This window comes from Paenibacillus sp. FSL K6-1096 (assembly GCF_037977055.1).
In the GTDB taxonomy this organism is placed as follows: Bacteria; Bacillota; Bacilli; order Paenibacillales; family Paenibacillaceae; genus Paenibacillus_AQ.
This window is the reverse complement of sequence record NZ_CP150274.1, coordinates 571968-587719: the sequence shown is the minus strand read 5'-3', so window position 1 is coordinate 587719 and position 15752 is coordinate 571968. Positions and strand designations below refer to the sequence as shown.

Sequence of the window (15752 nt, the reverse complement as noted above, 5' to 3'; positions counted from 1 at the left end):
TAATTATCTAACCCTCCAACCAAACTATCACCGTACAGAATTGCTCAGAAGAAGAGGTGGGGCTGCAGATGACAGACGATACGAACGGCAAATTATCCACCCGGCTGGAGAACAATGCGGAACAGCTGTCCCGCCAGCTGGGCCAGAGCACGGATCTGGTAAGCAAACGGCTGCAATTGGGTGAACATACGGAGCTTATTGTTTTCTATATTGACGGCCTTATCGACAATCAGCTGCTGCATAATTCTATTCTGTATTCACTGCAAGAGGGGCGGATCTGTGCTCTGCTGGAGGAAGAGAATCCGCAGCGGAAAATAGAGATTCTCAGCAAGCGCGTATTGTTGGCCGGTGATGTGACCATCGTCCGGGACTTTACTCCCTTCATTCATGATCTGTTGTCCGGCAACGTGATGATCATGGTTGAGGGCTCGGCGGAGGCGCTGCGCATCGGCCTGCCCGGCTGGGAGGACCGCAATGTCAGTGAACCCAGCTCGCAGTCTGTGGTGCGCGGCCCGATGGAGGGCTTCACCGAGAACCTGCGGACGAACACCGCCCTGCTCCGCCGCAAAATCAAAGACAGCCAGCTGTGGCTGGAGACCATGCAGATCGGCCGGGTGACCCAGACCAGCGTATCGATCATGTACCTGAAGCACATTGCCAGTCCCGATCTGGTCGCTGAGGTTAAGCGCCGCCTGAATGCGATCGATACCGACAGCATTCTGGAGAGCGGTTATATTGAGGAGTTCATTCAGGATACAGCGGTTACGCCGTTTCCGACCATGTATAACAGTGACCGTCCAGATACGATTGCCGGAGGGGTCCTGGAGGGGAAAGTCGCCATTCTTGTGGACGGCACTCCGTTTGTCCTGCTTGCGCCAACGGTGTTTGTCTCGTTCTTTCAGTCGGCGGAGGATTATTATCAGCGGGCGGATATCTCTACATTGCTGCGGGGGATTCGGTTTCTGGCCTTTTTCCTGACGATGTTCGCACCCGCCTTCTATGTGGCAGTCACTACCTACCATCAGGAGATGATTCCAACCAATCTTGTGATCAGTCTGGCCGCCCAGCGGGAGACGGTGCCGTTTCCGGCCTTTGTCGAAGCGGTGTTAATGGAGGTGACCTACGAAATTCTGCGCGAGGCGGGAGTGCGAATTCCGAAGAATGTCGGCCAGGCGGTCTCCATTGTCGGTACGCTGGTCATCGGGCAGGCGGCAGTTGCCGCCGGCTTCATCTCCTCGGCCATGGTGATCATTGTATCGATTACTGCAATCTCCAGCTTTGTCATTCCGGAAGCAGGGATGGCTGTTGCAGCAAGAATTATGCGTTTTGTAATGATTGGGCTGGCCGGATTCATGGGACTGTACGGGATTCTATGCGGTGTGTTCGTGCTTGTTCTGCATCTCGTCAGCCTGCGCTCGTTCGGCGTTCCCTACATGAGCCCGATCGGCCCTTACATCCAGGAGGATCTTAAGGATTCCATCTTCAGGCTGACCTGGCCGCGGCTCAGAACGAGACCCAAGCAGAACCGCACACAGAACCTCCGGCGGCAGGCTCCTCCAAAGAAGCAGGGAGGGTCTTAAGATGAAGAAGCGGATGATGAAGGTCCTGTCGGTCTGCTTGCCCTTATTGCTGCTTCCTGTGCTGCTTACCGGGTGCTGGGAGCGCAAGGAGCTGAACGAGCTGGCTTTTGTGCTGGGGTTAGGTCTGGACAAGGTGGAGGATGGATATATGGTCACCATGCAGGTGGTGATCCCTTCCTCTATCACCTCACAGAGCGCCGGAGGCTCAGGGGGAAGCGGTGTACCCGTCGTGCTCTATAGCTTCAAGGTCAAAACAATCTACGAATCGCTGCGCAAGTTCAATCTGCTCAGCCCCCGCTCCCCGTATCTGGGACATATCCGTGTAATGGTGGTCGGGGAGGAACTGGCGCGTGAAGGCCTTGCCGAGACGCTCGATGTGATCAAGCGGAGCCGGGAGCCGCGCATGGATTTCTATGTCATGGTGGCACGCGGGACGACTGCCGGGAACGTGCTGAAGGTGCTTACCCCGCTGGACCGTCTGCCCGCGAACAAATTATTTAATTCACTGGACAAGTCCTATAGAATCTCCTCCACAACCGTAGCTGTTACGCTGGACGATTTCATTGAGGATCTGCTGTATGAAGGGAGAAATCCCGTCCTGACGGGTGTGGAAATAGAAGGAGACCCCGAAGCGGGCGGCGACAAGGCCAATGTGGAGCGGACCAATCCAAACACAAGGCTTCAGTATAAAAGCGTTGCTCTCTTTCAAAAGGACAAGCTGATCGGCTGGATGGATGATGGTATCACGGTGGGCTACAACTATATCATTGATAATGTGACGAAGAACACAGGATACTTCAAAGACAAGAATGGAAGCCTGATCGTGATGGAGGCTCTAGATACTACAACCAAGCGCAAGGTGAAAATCATAGAGGGCGAGCCGCATATTTTTCTGAGTGTAAAGGCGTTATGTAATGTGCAGGAAATCGAAGGGCCGGACAAGCTGGATAACGAGAGGAAAATCCATGAACTGGAGCTGAAGACACAGGAGCGGATTGTAGAACGGATGGAGGAGGCGGTAAAGAATATTACTGAAAATTATAATGTGGATTCGTTTGGATTCGGCCAATCGGTCTACCGGAAGAGCCCCAAGGCGTGGTACAAACTGAAAGAGCAGGAGAACTATCTCGCACACCTGCCCGTGCATTACAAGGCTGAGGTAATCATCAACCGGGTAGGAACGATCGATAATTCTTTCATTGATGAAATCAAGGAGTGATCCCGCGTGCTGATGGTGACGATGTTCTTCATTCTGGCTGTAGGCTGTATGGCGATTGATCTCCCATCCTTGAAGGGCAGGCAGAGGCGGCGGGACCGCCTGGTGTACTTCGTGCTCTGGATTGGCGGACTAGCTGCCTCGGTCTGTACGCTACTGGGAATCAAGGTCCCCAGCCCTTTGCTGTTTCTTGCAGTGCTCTATAAACCGTTTAATGATCTGGTCTCTTCCTGGTTCTGAGTTTCTCAGCAGGTCTTCTGATGGAAGGCCTGCTATTTGGCATGTTTGGGTAATTATCGTAAATGTCGAAATGAGATTGACGAATTGATTTTATAGTCGTATGATGTAATTTATAAAGTTCATTAGTAATAATAAGTAACTATATATTAAAAAGATAATAACGGGAGGAATGAAAGTGGAATCATCGACATTTGTACTTTTTGGCGCAACCGGGGACTTGGCGAAGCGAAAAATCTTCCCCGCTCTATTCAACCTGTTCGCTGACGGTAAGCTTTCCGGTCCTCTCTCTGTCATTGGGCTGGGCAGAAGGGAGCTCTCAAGCGAGACATTCCGGCGTCAGGTGCTTGATTCCCTGCGTACCTTCTCGCGCCGGACGGTAGAGGATACAGAAGTGCTGCAGAATTTCCTGCGGGCTTTCGAATATAGTGTGCTGGATGTGGGACGTCCTGAGGATTATGTGAAGCTGCTTGGACATGTAGAGCGCCGCGAAGCAGAGCTGGGACTCCCGCAGAACCGGATGTTCTATCTGTCGGTCGGTCCCGAATTCTTCGGGGAGATTGCCGGTAATATCAATGCCAGCGGACTCGGGGATACCAAGGGCTGGAAGCGTCTGATCATCGAGAAGCCGTTCGGACGGGATTTGCAGTCGGCACGCATGCTGAATGAGAGCTTGAGTGCAGCTTTTGCAGAGGAGGAAATCTTCCGCATAGACCACTTCCTCGGCAAGCCGATGGTGCAGAACCTGGAGGTACTGAAATATTCTAACCCTGTGCTGCGGGCCTTGTGGCAGAACCGGTATATCGCGAATGTCCAGATTACCGCCAGTGAGACGGTGGGTGTGGAAGAGCGGGCGGGTTACTATGATAAGGCTGGCGCGCTGCGCGACATGTTCCAGAACCATATGCTGCAACTGCTCATGATGATGGCGATGCAGCTTCCGAAAGGGAGTACACCAGAAGACGTCCGCAGCAAAAAGCGGCATGTCATCCGTTCCGTCCGGCCCCTGCTCCCCGAAGAGGTAGCACAGCATGTAGTGCGCGGCCAGTACGCAGCGGGGGAGATGCGCGGACAGCAAGTGCCTGCGTATACCGCTGAACCGGGAATCGCAGCCACTTCACAGAATGAGACGTATATTGCAGCACGCCTATGGATCGATGATCCGCTGTGGAAGGATGTGCCGTTCTACATTCGTACAGGTAAGCGCATGAAGGAGAAAGCCACACGGATTGTTATAGAATTCAAAGAGCCGTTTAATGATGTGCATAACATGAACCGTAACAAGCTGCCGCTTGACCCTAACCTGCTGGTGATTGATATTGGCCCGCATGAGGGCATCTCCCTGACGCTGAACACTAAGAACCCGCTTCAGCACGGTGAGCTTGAGCTGGTTAGCATTAAGCATGAGCCGGGCAATTCCGATGTGCCGGAGGCTTATGAGAATCTGATCTATGATGCGATGCTCGGCGATGCCACCTTCTTCGCCCATTGGGAGGAAGTAGAGTTGTCCTGGCAATGGGTTCAGCCTATAATCGAAGCAACAGCAGAAGGCAGCCTGCCGCTGGAACTGTATCCTGCCGGATCTAATGGCCCGGCCGCGGCAGATCAGCTCCTTGGCGAGTTCCACTGGTGGCTGGATGAACCGGAGAATGCAGAAGAGCCTGCACGTGTCCATCGGACAGCCGGGATCGAGCCGGATGTCATCCGGCCGGGAGCATAAGCGGCAAGTTGTAACAGCAAGCGGACAGAGTTAGCTTATATATGACTACACTTTTTCGGAGGGATTCATAATGAAAGTTGGTTTAATCGGACTTGGCAAAATGGGCCTTAATCTGGGCCAGAATCTGTTAGAGCATGATCATGAGGTCGTGGCGTATGATGTAAACCCCGCTGCGGTGCAGGAGCTGGCCGGGCACGGGGCGTCTGCGGCTGGAAGCCTTGAGGAGCTTACCGGCAAGCTGGAATCTCCGCGCATCCTCTGGATTATGGTGCCCCATACGATTGTAGATACGGTCATTGCTGAGCTTAAGCCGCTGTTGTCAAAGGGGGATATTGTTATTGAAGCCGGGAACTCCCATTATAAAGAGTCGATCCGGCGGCATGAGGAGCTTGGTGCGGGCGGCGTTTACTTCCTGGATGCGGGAACGTCCGGCGGAATGGAGGGCGCACGCCACGGCGCCTGCTATATGGTCGGCGGTGATGAAGAGGCATGGACGGTGGTTGAACCGCTGTTCCGTGATACCGCTGTAGAGAACGGGTATCTGTATGCAGGCAAATCGGGCAGCGGGCATTTCCTGAAGATGGTGCATAACGGCATTGAATACGGAATGATGGCTGCAATCGGTGAAGGCTTCGAGGTGCTGGAGAAGAGCGGATATGACTTCGACTTCGAGCAGGTGGCCCGCGTCTGGAACAACGGCTCTGTCGTCCGTTCCTGGCTGATGGAGCTGATCGAGCGCGCCTTCTCCAAGGATGCCAAGCTTGAGGAAATCAAGGGCGTCATGCATTCCTCCGGGGAAGGCAGATGGACGCTGGAGACGGCATTCGATCTGCAGGCGGCCACTCCGGTCATCGCGATGGCACTGCTGATGCGCTACCGGTCACTGGAGACCGACACCTTCACCGGCAAAGTCGTCGCCGCCTTGCGTAACGAATTCGGCGGTCATGCGGTCGAGACGAAGTAAACAACTGCCCGGCTGAGGCTTGAGCTGGAACTAATGCACCCGAATTCCCCGGAAGTGGTGTGGGCTTGACGAGCGGAGGAGCAGCATTTTTCCATTAAAGGAGAGGTGCTGCTCTTTGTCATGGCTGTGGATGGAGAATCAGGGCCTGTACGGAAGGGCTGAAGCGGCCGGTGAAGCTGGGCGGGTGATGGTTAATAACGGGAGTTCCCCGGGCTGTCTATCTGATGTACTATATAGTAATAACTACAGACAGATAGACAGAGGGAATGGTGATTGGTGAATGGTGAACCTACTTGAAGTATTACGGCAGGAGATTGCTCCGGCCGAAGGCTGCACAGAGCCTATTGCGGTGGCTTATGCAGTCTCCCTGGCTGCCGAGCTGGTAGAGGAAGAAGTGACGGCGATTGAATTGCACCTTAGCGGCAATATTATCAAGAATGCCATGGGTGTCGGGATTCCGGGCACTGGTCAGACCGGGCTGCCGATTGCGGCGGCCTTGGGGGCGGTAGTGCGCCGCTCGCACCGGAAGCTGGAGATTCTGTCCGGGCTGACCCCGGAGGAGCTGGCTAAGGCCGAGGACATTCTTAAGCGGAAGCTGATTAAGGTAGAGCTGAAGGATACGCCGGAGAAATTATATATTGAGGCTACAGTACGCAGCAGCAGCCATACTGCAACGGTAATCGTGGCCAAGGAGCATACCAATGTGGTCTCCGTTGCCAAGGACGGCAAGCGGCTTGAGCCAAAAGTGGACAAGGCCGACTGCGAAGACCCTCACACGCTGGCTGATGAGGTGTACTCGGTCTCCCTGGAGGACATCTATGCGTTCATCCAGACTACCGATTTCGAGGATCTGCGCTTCCTGCTGGAAGGGGCGAATATGAATAAAGCCATCTCCGAGGAAGGATTGCGCGGGGAGTATGGCCTGCAGGTGGGCCGGAAAATGAGCCAGCAGTCTGCCGTCAATCTGTTCGGCGGGGATGTGGCCAACCGGATTATTGCCGCCACCGCAGCGGCCTCGGATGCGCGGATGGACGGCAGCGCCATGCCGGTCATGACCACCGCCGGCAGCGGGAATCAGGGCATTGCCTGCACCATGCCGGTCATCGCCCTTGCCGAGCTTCTCGGCAAGGATGAGGAGACGCTGGCCAGAGCGATGGCGCTCAGCAACCTGATCACCATCCATGTCAAGCATTACATCGGCCGCCTCTCGCCGCTCTGTGGTTCAGGCATTGCCGGGGGCGTAGGGGCAGGCAGCGGTATCGTCTATCTGATGGGCGGCAGTCTGGACCAGATCAAGCACAGCATCCAGAACACGATTGCCTCTACCTCCGGAATGATCTGCGATGGTGCCAAGCCCACCTGTGCGCTCAAAATCTCAACAGCTACCAATGCAGCCATCCAGTCCGCGACCCTCGCTATGAATAATATATCGCCGAGTCTCAATGATGGCGTGATCTTCGAGCAGGTGGAGGATACGATCCGCAATATGGAGACCCTGGTCCAGGAGGGCCTTGCCGCAACGGACCAGGCGATTCTCAACATTATGCTGTCCAAGGGTTCGTCCTCCTGACACTTGCTTCACGCTGAAAGCTTGGGCATCAGCGCTCGTAATCCGGCTCCGGCAGCGGCACGGGCTGCGGGTTGGCAATGACCCACTCCACCGCCAGCTCGCATAATCCGGCGGGTTCATCATCGCCGTAGCCGCTGCGCAGCCGGGCAGCAAGCCGGGAGGCTGCCTCCAGGCGGGCAGGGGCCAGCGGAGTGCCTGAGCTCAGATGCCGCAGCAGCGCATCCAGCATTTGGCGGTAAGCGGCATCCCAGTTCCCGCCGCCGTTATGCAGAATCTCATGAGACACCCGGCCTGTAATGCGGATGACCTCGCCCTGTACGGTCCGGGCATGTCCTGAACCGGGCACAAGCATCTCCCAGAGCGCCTGATGCTGCTCCTGCCAGCGGGCAGCGGAGACGCGGATCGGGGAGACTCCGTCATGGATCACCCGTTCCGCAACAGCGTCAACATGGTAGATCGCATAGAGCCTGCGCAGCCCCGCTACCGTTTCATCCAGATACTCTTTATTGAAATCAGCTTTGATGAATTCGAAATTCTTGCCAATCTTCTCGACGGCTGCCTTCATCTCCGGCGTGACCTCCGCTCCGGCTGCAAGCAGCAGCTCCGAGATGTCCGCCATTTGGACGATATCGATGTTGCGGCATTGCAGCAGGGCTTTGGCGAGCGGGGTATAGCCGCGCTGGTTCTCTGCATGGACATTCGCTCCCCGGGCCAGCAGCTCCCGGACGGCGCTGACCTGGTAAGCAGAGGCCGCCGCGTGCAGCGGCGTCTCGGCCTGATAATCGAGCGCCTCCAGCTCGGCACCCAAGTCAAGCAGCAGGGAGAGATTCCCTGACCACGTTCCGGCCTGCGAGTGCAGCGGTGTCCGCTGGTAGCTGTCTCTGGCGTTGATGTCCGCGCCTTGCTCCACCAGCCAGCGGACCAGCTCGTCCGGTACTTGCCGGAAGCTGAGTGCGGTGCCTTTGCTGTAGCCTCCGTACGCATTCCAGTCACATTTATCAAAAACCGCCTTTAACGTACCGATATCCTCTGACAGCACCAGTTCGCCGAAATCGGCGGGCAAGGTTTTCCTCTTTTTCCCCATATACGGCTTCTCCTCTCTAGAATCATTGCAATGACATTAATAGAGCACTTCCACGTTCTTCTCAGCCAACAGCTTCATCCAGGCATCGGAAGGCTTGCGGTCCGTAATCAGCACATCGATCCGGCTCAGGTCGGCGAGTCCGGCGAATGCGGTCTTGCCGAACTTAGTATGGTCAGCCAGCAGCACGACCTTCTCCGCCTGGCGCAGCATATGCTTCTTCAGCTCACATTCCGGTTCATTGGAATCGGTCACCCCGCGCTCCATATCGAGGGCCTTGCAGCTGATCACGGCAGTGTCCACATTGTAGCGCTGAACGGTCTCATGGGCTACCGGACCCACCAGCGACAAGGAACGGTGCCGCAGGGAACCGCCGGTGGATATAATGTTGAGACTTGAATTTGCGAACTCGTGCAGAATATGGATGGAATTCGTGATGAGCGTCAGATTGCTTTTGTTGACCAGCAGTTTCAGCACCTCAAGCGAGGTCGAGCTGGGGTCGACCATCAGCGTATCGCCGTCATTAATCAACTCCAGCGCTTTAATGGCGATGTCGCGCTTCATATCTGTATTAAGGGCACCCCGGGTCAGAAACGGCAGATCCTCATTGGTATGCCTGTTCAGCATCGCACCGCCATAGGTCCGGCTGACGATCCCGTCCTTCTCCAGCTTCTCCAGATCCCTGCGGATCGTCTCCTCTGTAACCTCAAACATCCGGCTCAGGTCGGATACAAGCACCCGTTTGTCCTGGTGGATCAGGTCGATTATTCTTTTGCGTCTTTCGGCAGCGAGCATACATATCACCTTTCCGGTTCAGATCAAGTCCATTCAGATTGCATCATCTGTGTTGTACAATAAAGTTAACAGAAATCTCCGCCAAAAACCACATTTACACTAGACTAAATCTGTGAAACGGACAATAAACAAATAAAATCAACATGTAAAATATTATATTTGTTGACAACAAAGATATATCCCATTACGATGAGAAGAGCAACGATATGCATAGTCCACCTATTATCTAGACAGGAGATTCCCTATGAACAATCATATCGCCGTCGATATCGGCGCCTCCAGCGGGCGGCTTGTACTTGGAAGGCTTGTGGACGGCAGTCTCAAGCTGGAGGAGCTTCACCGCTTCCGCAACGGCTTCAGCGAGCAGGGTGGCTCCTGCTACTGGGACATCGATGCTCTGCTGCAGGAGATACTGACCGGTCTGCACCAGGCGAAGCTCGCCGGTATTCACGAATGCACACTCGGCATCGATACCTGGGCCGTTGATTATGTGCTGCTGGACAGCGAAGGCAAGCGGATCAGCGAGGTCTACGCTTACCGTGACCGCCGCACGGACGGGGTGATGGAAGAGGTCGGGCGGCTGCTTCCGCCGGAGAAGGTCTACGCCAAGACCGGCATCCAGCAGCTCAGCTTCAACACGCTGTATCAGCTGTATGTGCATGACCGGAAGGAGCTGGAGGCGGCAGACCAGATTCTGCTGGTGCCGGACTATCTCTATTACCGGCTCAGCGGGCGCAAGATGAACGAGGTCACGAACGCATCCACGACGCAATTGCTGAATCTTGCGGCCCGTGATTTCGATGCTGAGCTGCTGGAATTCCTCGGGCTGCGGCGGGAGAAGTTCGCTCCGTTGACCGAACCAGGTGAAGAGCTTGGCTTCATTACGCAGGAGCTGCGGGTGAAGCATGATCTGCCCGAGTGCCGTCTAATCTGCGTAGCGACACATGATACCGCTTCCGCAGTCCTGGGTGCGCCGGTGCCGGAGGGACGGTCCTCTGCCTATATCAGCAGCGGAACCTGGTCTCTGCTGGGCGTAGAGCTGGATCAGCCGATCAATGACTGCAGAGCGATGGCCGCCAATTATACCAATGAGTGGGGCGCTTACGGTACGTACCGGTTCCTGAAGAATATTATGGGGCTGTGGCTGATCCAGGAGGTGCGCCGGCTGGACGGGTCCAGGCACAGCTTCGCTGAGCTGGCGGAGCAGGCCGGAGCGTGCGAAGGCTTCCGCAGCCTGATTCCGTGCAATCATCCCCGGTTCTTGAACCCGGACGATATGATCCGGGAGATCCGCCAGGCCTGCCTGGAGAGCGGCCAGCCTGTGCCGCAGACGCCGGGCGAGCTGGCCCGCTGTATCTTCGATAGCCTGGCCTTGTCTTACCATACGTATCTGGCCGAGCTGGAGGGGCTGACCGGCAGAAGCATAGACATGCTGCAGATCGTTGGCGGCGGTGCAAATAATGAGCTGCTATGCCAGCTGACTGCCGATGTCACCCGCAGGGAGGTGCTGGCCGGGCCGTCCGAATCGACGGCGCTTGGCAATCTGGCCGTACAGATGATCGGGACGGGCGGGCTGACCGGTATTCAGGAGGCCCGGAGGGTGATCGCCCGTTCCGTTCCCGTAAAGTCCTATCTGCCCCGGGCGGTCCCCGGACTGGAGACGCTCCTGGCCCGCTGGGAACAGCTTCAGACCGCCGGCAATTGATGAAGAGCATCACCATACTTAAGGAGGCCACAGCATGGATCAGAGCATTACAAGCAGTTATAACGAAGCCAAGAAATTATATGCCGCTCATGGCATTAATACGGATGAGGTGCTGGAGAAGCTGGCCCGGATCAAAATCTCTCTGCACTGCTGGCAAGGCGATGATGTGCAAGGCTTTCTGTTCAAGGACAAAGCGCTCAGCGGCGGCATTGCCGTCACCGGAAGCTATCCCGGCCGCGCTGGAACGCCGGAGGAGCTGCGCCGGGATCTGGAGAAGGCGCTCTCGCTGATTCCCGGCAGGCACAAGGTCAATCTTCACGCCATCTATGCCGATACCGACGAGCAGGTCGATCTGGATGAGCTTGAGCCGCGTCACTTTGCAGGCTGGGTGGAGTGGGCGAAGGAGCAGGGCCTGGGCCTTGACTTCAACCCGACCTGCTTCTCGCATCCGCAGGCGGCCGACGGCTTCACCCTCAGCCATGCGGATGAAGCCGTCCGCAGCTTCTGGATTAAGCATTGCAAGGCTGCCCGCCGGATAGCCGAGCATTTCGGCCGCGAGCTGGGCCAGCCGTGTGTCACCAATTTCTGGGTGCCGGACGGCTACAAGGACACGCCGGTGGACCGGCTGGCACCGCGTAACCGCCTGAAGGAATCGCTGGATGACATCTTCAGTGAGGAAATCGACCCGCAGTACAATATCGATGCGGTGGAGAGCAAGCTGTTCGGCATCGGCTCCGAGAGCTATGTCGTCGGCTCCCATGAATTCTATATGGGATATGCCCTGACACGCGGCAAGGCCATCTGCCTGGATGCCGGACATTTCCATCCAACGGAAGTGATTTCTAACAAACTCAGCTCCATCCTGATGTTCAGCGACCAGCTGCTGCTGCATGTCAGCCGGCCGGTCCGCTGGGACAGCGATCATGTCGTTACGATGGATGATGAGCTGCTGGAGATTGCCCGCGAGCTGGTTCGCGGAGATTTACTGCCGCGCACGCATATCGGCCTCGATTTCTTCGACGGCAGCATCAACCACCTGGCCGCCTGGGTCATCGGCACACGCAATACGATTAAGGCTCTGCTTCGCGCCATGCTGGAGCCGGTAGAGGAGCTGCGGGCCATTGAGCTGGCCGGTGATTACACTTCACGGCTGGCCTTGGTAGAGGAATTCAAGTCCTATCCGTTCGGTGCAGTCTGGGATTACTACTGTGCTTCGCAGGGGACCCCGGTGCGGGAGCAATGGCTGGCTGAAGTGAAGCGCTATGAGCAGGATGTTCTGGCTAACAGATAAGGAGAGAGAGCATATGAGTATTTCCGTAATCGAATCCAAAGGTTATATTTCCGGCGTCACTGCGCCGTTCATCGGGGAAATGGCTGAAATCACCCATCACATGTGGTCCCTGGGCTGGGATGAGCTGAACGGGGGGAACGTCAGTTACCTTCTGGATGAAGCTGAGGTAGCTAAGTATATCAATATCCGCGAGCCGCTGCGTACAATCAGCCTCACCTTCCCGGTGGCTGAGCTGGCGGGCAAATACTTCATCGTTACCGGATCGGGCAAGTATTTCCGCAATGTCATCAAGGACCCGGAGGCCAATCTGGGGGTGCTGCGGGTAAGCGCCGACGGCGGGAGCGTTGAAGTGCTGTGGGGCCTGCGTAACGGTGCTGTACCGACCAGTGAGCTGGCGTCGCATTTCATGAGCCATATCGAGCGGCTGAAGGCAGACCCGGCGCACCGGATTGTGCTGCATACCCATGCAACGAATGTCATAGCTATGACCTTTACCCACGATCTGGATGAGCTGAAATTCACCAAGACCCTGTGGGAGATGTGCACGGAATGTCTGGTGGTCTTCCCGGATGGCGTCGGCGTCATTCCCTGGATGGTTCCCGGCAGCAGTGAGATCGGGCGGGCCACCGCGGACAAAATGAAGGATTACCGCGTAGTCATCTGGCCGCAGCACGGCATCTTCGTGACCGGCCAGACTATGGATGCGACGTTCGGTCTGGTAGAGACGATTGAGAAGGCCGCTATTGTCTATAATCTGATCGGCGGAAGAGAAGTGAAGCAGAAGATTACCGATCAGCAATTGGCTGATCTGGCCGCTGCCTTCCGCGTGACGCCAAGAGCCGGCATTCTGGACTTATAAATATATAATTGCTGTTCTGCTCAGCAGCCCATTTGCATTTGATGCCGGGAAGCGTCATAATATTGCTTACTAAAAGTAATCATCATATGAAATGGAGGCTGATTATGAACGCTGCAGCATTGTTTGAACCGTTTGAAGGCGGGGGCCTGTCACTGGCTAACCGCGTAGTCATGGCGCCGATGACCCGGGTGCATTCGCCGGAGGGTGTGCCGGGGCCTGAGGTTGCGGCATATTACCGCCGACGCGCGGAAGGCGGGGTGGGGCTGATCATTACCGAAGGCACCGCCATTGACCATCCGGCGGCAGTCAGCCATCAGAATATTCCGAGCTTCCACGGCGAAGCGGCTCTCGCGGGGTGGGCGCAGGTCGTGCGTGAGGTGCACGCAGCCGGAGGCAAAATCATACCTCAGCTATGGCATGTAGGTATGGCCCGCACCATCGGTGAGCTGCCGAATGCCTCAGCGCTGCCTATCGGCCCGTCCGGGCTTAACCTGGCCGGAGAGCAGATTACGGAGCCGATGACCAAGAGCCAGATTCAGGGCATTGTCAGCGCCTTCGCCAAGGCGGCTAAGGCAGCCAAGGATATCGGCTTCGATGGGATTGAGCTGCACGGAGCCCACGGGTATCTGATCGACCAGTTCTTCTGGGAGAAGACCAACCGCCGGACCGATGAATACGGCGGCGACCTGGAGGCGCGGACCACCTTCGCCGTGGAGATTATCGATGCCTGCCGCCGCGCTGTTGGACCGGACTTCCCGATTGTACTGCGCTTCTCCCAATGGAAAGCCGGAGCCTATGACGCTAAGCTGGCGGAGACTCCCGATGAGCTGACCCGCTTCCTGACCCCGCTCAGCAATGCGGGCGTGGATATCTTCCATTGCTCGACCCGGCGCTTCTGGGAGCCTGAATTCGAAGGCTCGCCGCTTAATCTGGCGGGCTGGACGAAGAAAATCACAGGCAAGCCGACCATTACGGTAGGTTCTGTAGGGCTGGACAGTGCATTCACCAGTGCGGTCACGGAGAAGAATCAGGAGGATAATATCGACCGTCTGCTGGAACGCCTCGAGCAGGCCGAATTCGATCTGGTTGCAGTTGGACGGGCGCTGATCAGCGATCCGGCATGGCCTGCCAAAGTGCAGGCGGGCAAGACGGATGAGATTATTCCGTTCACCTCCGAGGCGACCAAGACCTTGTACTAATTTGTACTAAACTAGATAGTGGTCAAAGAAAATCACCCTGTGCTCAACAGCATCAGCCTAAACATAAACTTGTGTTTATCCGCTGATGACCGTGGGCATGGGGTGTTTTCTTTTGTCCGTGAAGCTGGAGATCCGATGACTGAGGCCTTGTCCCTTATCCCGGCCCCAATTGGAAGGTCTTCTCGCATACGGCCTTCGCCGTATCCCCTCTGGATTTGTGAGTGGCGACCACCTCTCCGTCATACAGAATGGTGCAGCTTATCCAAGTGGCCGCTTCATCTTTTTCTGCCTGCACCTTGGTGGAATTCAGCGGAATGAAGGTGTCCTTGGGGACAGTAAATTCCTCTCGATACGGAAGTTCAATCGTATCCAGATACACACTTTGCGGGTGCTTCCGGGCATCGATGTCCACCTCATAATTTACGGCCGAATCGCTGTCGCTTTCAATTAGCACCTCGACCCGTATGGCCTCAGCCTCCGGTTCAGCCTGTATAGGGGAGGGCTCAGCGTTCATTCCTTCCTTGGATTCTGGTGTTATTCCGCAAGCCGTTACTAGAAGCAATACACCGGCCAGCAGCGCTGTCATTCCTTTTTTCCTAATTCTAATTCCTGTTTGTCGTGCCTTGCTCATGTCTGCTCTCCTTTCTTCGTTTGCAGATAATAGCGGATCATCTCATCTACGAAGGCCATGAAGGCCTGGTCCATGCCCATCACGACAGGCTCTGCCCCGTCAGCGGGTCTGATCTGCTCCCAATACTTATCCAGCAGCCCGGCATCCCCATCGAATAGCTCCAAGGCCTTGCCGTACAACCTGCCTGCCAGCGTCTGTGCTTCTGGAGAATAGGGAGAGGAGGACTTCAACCGTACTGCCTGCTCCAGAATGTCTACAAGCTCCTCCATCCGCCGGCTGCCGCTGCCAAGCACAGGGAGATGCTGAAGAACCGCGGTTTCCTTATGGGTAAAAGGGGAATCCTCCGTGAATTCGGCCGGTATGATTCCTTCAGTCAAAGGGCGGTCATTCATGGCATGAATGATGCGTGTCAGATCCTGCAATTGCTCCGTTCCCTTGAGCCGGATGGCATGAATGGTTGATCGGAGATAATATTGCTTACGGCTCAGCTCTTCCTTTTTCTGTTCAATCAGCTCGATCTGTTCGTTTAATGAAGCGATCCAGTGATCATTTTCTTGGGCAGCATGCTTATTCGCTAACAGCTCTTTAATCTGCTCTAAGGTATAGCCAATCGATTTCAATAAAAGAATTTGCTGCAGCCGGAGGATGGCCTGGGCATCATAATAGCGATACCCGTTCTCTGTAATAAGTGTGGGCTGTAACAGCGCAATTTGCTCATAGTGATACAGGGTTCTTTTGCTGATATTTGCTGTCTTCGCTAACTCTCCGATGCGGATCATCGTTACGCTTCCCTCCTCAACAACACTATAAACGATAACGTATACGTTACAGTAAAGCTTTTAAATTCAATTTAGCCTCAGACATAGAATGGTATCTATTGGGAGTCTTATGATATAATTTTACC

General features: G+C 55.6%; 14 protein-coding genes. 10 read left to right on the top strand and 4 right to left on the bottom strand.

Translation table 11 applies throughout. From position 1 onward, the window contains the following. The first annotated feature begins 68 nt into the window (after positions 1-68). The 6 genes from MHI24_RS02590 (at position 69) to MHI24_RS02565 (ending at position 7287) form a co-directional block, all read left to right on the top strand. On the top strand, positions 69-1580 hold the full coding sequence (locus MHI24_RS02590) for a spore germination protein (protein WP_340024007.1): 1512 nt from the start codon (positions 69-71) through the stop codon (positions 1578-1580). A gap of 1 nt (position 1581) precedes the next feature. Then, entirely contained in the window at positions 1582-2799 is a 1218-nt protein-coding gene (locus MHI24_RS02585; protein WP_340024006.1) for a Ger(x)C family spore germination protein, read from the top strand. A 6-nt stretch (positions 2800-2805) separates the two neighbouring features. Beyond that, positions 2806-3036: a hypothetical protein gene (locus MHI24_RS02580; RefSeq protein ID WP_340024005.1), complete on the top strand. Its 231-nt coding sequence runs from the start codon at positions 2806-2808 to the stop codon at positions 3034-3036. 175 nt (positions 3037-3211) lie between these two features. Further along, positions 3212-4753 (top strand): glucose-6-phosphate dehydrogenase, encoded by a 1542-nt coding sequence (gene zwf / locus MHI24_RS02575; protein ID WP_340024004.1) that lies wholly within the window; start codon positions 3212-3214, stop codon positions 4751-4753. Positions 4754-4823: 70 nt separating this feature from the next. Next, positions 4824-5717, top strand: a complete 894-nt coding sequence (gene gnd, locus MHI24_RS02570; RefSeq protein ID WP_340024003.1) for a phosphogluconate dehydrogenase (NAD(+)-dependent, decarboxylating) — start codon at positions 4824-4826, stop codon at positions 5715-5717. A gap of 280 nt (positions 5718-5997) precedes the next feature. After that, positions 5998-7287, top strand: a complete 1290-nt coding sequence (locus MHI24_RS02565) for an L-serine ammonia-lyase, iron-sulfur-dependent, subunit alpha (RefSeq protein WP_340024002.1) — start codon at positions 5998-6000, stop codon at positions 7285-7287. 28 nt (positions 7288-7315) lie between these two features. Here the strand turns inward: MHI24_RS02565 and MHI24_RS02560 are convergent, their stop codons facing one another. Beyond that, positions 7316-8371: an ankyrin repeat domain-containing protein gene (locus MHI24_RS02560; RefSeq protein WP_340024001.1), complete on the bottom strand. Its 1056-nt coding sequence runs from the start codon at positions 8369-8371 to the stop codon at positions 7316-7318. A gap of 36 nt (positions 8372-8407) precedes the next feature. Further along, on the bottom strand, positions 8408-9163 hold the full coding sequence (locus MHI24_RS02555; RefSeq protein ID WP_340024000.1) for a DeoR/GlpR family DNA-binding transcription regulator: 756 nt from the start codon (positions 9161-9163) through the stop codon (positions 8408-8410). A gap of 244 nt (positions 9164-9407) precedes the next feature. Between MHI24_RS02555 and rhaB the strand changes: the two genes are divergently transcribed. From rhaB to MHI24_RS02535, 4 genes are all read left to right on the top strand, one after another. Then, entirely contained in the window at positions 9408-10868 is a 1461-nt protein-coding gene (gene rhaB / locus MHI24_RS02550) for a rhamnulokinase (RefSeq protein ID WP_340023999.1), read from the top strand. A gap of 34 nt (positions 10869-10902) precedes the next feature. After that, positions 10903-12159 (top strand): L-rhamnose isomerase, encoded by a 1257-nt coding sequence (gene rhaA / locus MHI24_RS02545; protein ID WP_340023998.1) that lies wholly within the window; start codon positions 10903-10905, stop codon positions 12157-12159. Positions 12160-12172: 13 nt separating this feature from the next. Then, the gene (gene rhaD, locus MHI24_RS02540) at positions 12173-13018 is read left to right on the top strand and encodes a rhamnulose-1-phosphate aldolase (RefSeq protein ID WP_340023997.1); all 846 of its coding nucleotides are present in this window, start codon (positions 12173-12175) and stop codon (positions 13016-13018) included. 104 nt (positions 13019-13122) lie between these two features. Further along, complete coding sequence (locus MHI24_RS02535; protein ID WP_340023996.1) at positions 13123-14217, top strand: NADH:flavin oxidoreductase; 1095 nt, start codon at positions 13123-13125, stop codon at positions 14215-14217. Positions 14218-14371: 154 nt separating this feature from the next. Here the strand turns inward: MHI24_RS02535 and MHI24_RS02530 are convergent, their stop codons facing one another. Further along, complete coding sequence (locus tag MHI24_RS02530; RefSeq protein WP_340023995.1) at positions 14372-14848, bottom strand: hypothetical protein; 477 nt, start codon at positions 14846-14848, stop codon at positions 14372-14374. Next, positions 14845-15627: a MerR family transcriptional regulator gene (locus MHI24_RS02525; RefSeq protein WP_340023994.1), complete on the bottom strand. Its 783-nt coding sequence runs from the start codon at positions 15625-15627 to the stop codon at positions 14845-14847. Before MHI24_RS02525 ends, MHI24_RS02530 begins: the two co-directional genes overlap by 4 nt. Between the last annotated feature and the right edge of the window lie 125 nt (positions 15628-15752).

What these genes read in the sequence shown, in the direction of transcription:
- MHI24_RS02560 (WP_340024001.1), bottom strand. Translation starts at nt 8,371, where the DNA reads ATGGGGAAAAAGAGGAAAACCTTGCCCGCCGATTTCGGCGAACTGGTG.
- rhaB (WP_340023999.1), top strand. Translation starts at nt 9,408, where the DNA reads ATGAACAATCATATCGCCGTCGATATCGGCGCCTCCAGCGGGCGGCTT.
- gnd (WP_340024003.1), top strand. Translation starts at nt 4,824, where the DNA reads ATGAAAGTTGGTTTAATCGGACTTGGCAAAATGGGCCTTAATCTGGGC.
- MHI24_RS02535 (WP_340023996.1), top strand. Translation starts at nt 13,123, where the DNA reads ATGAACGCTGCAGCATTGTTTGAACCGTTTGAAGGCGGGGGCCTGTCA.
- rhaA (WP_340023998.1), top strand. Translation starts at nt 10,903, where the DNA reads ATGGATCAGAGCATTACAAGCAGTTATAACGAAGCCAAGAAATTATAT.
- MHI24_RS02555 (WP_340024000.1), bottom strand. Translation starts at nt 9,163, where the DNA reads ATGCTCGCTGCCGAAAGACGCAAAAGAATAATCGACCTGATCCACCAG.
- MHI24_RS02525 (WP_340023994.1), bottom strand. Translation starts at nt 15,627, where the DNA reads ATGATCCGCATCGGAGAGTTAGCGAAGACAGCAAATATCAGCAAAAGA.
- MHI24_RS02530 (WP_340023995.1), bottom strand. Translation starts at nt 14,848, where the DNA reads ATGAGCAAGGCACGACAAACAGGAATTAGAATTAGGAAAAAAGGAATG.
- MHI24_RS02565 (WP_340024002.1), top strand. Translation starts at nt 5,998, where the DNA reads ATGGTGAACCTACTTGAAGTATTACGGCAGGAGATTGCTCCGGCCGAA.
- MHI24_RS02585 (WP_340024006.1), top strand. Translation starts at nt 1,582, where the DNA reads ATGAAGAAGCGGATGATGAAGGTCCTGTCGGTCTGCTTGCCCTTATTG.
- MHI24_RS02590 (WP_340024007.1), top strand. Translation starts at nt 69, where the DNA reads ATGACAGACGATACGAACGGCAAATTATCCACCCGGCTGGAGAACAAT.
- rhaD (WP_340023997.1), top strand. Translation starts at nt 12,173, where the DNA reads ATGAGTATTTCCGTAATCGAATCCAAAGGTTATATTTCCGGCGTCACT.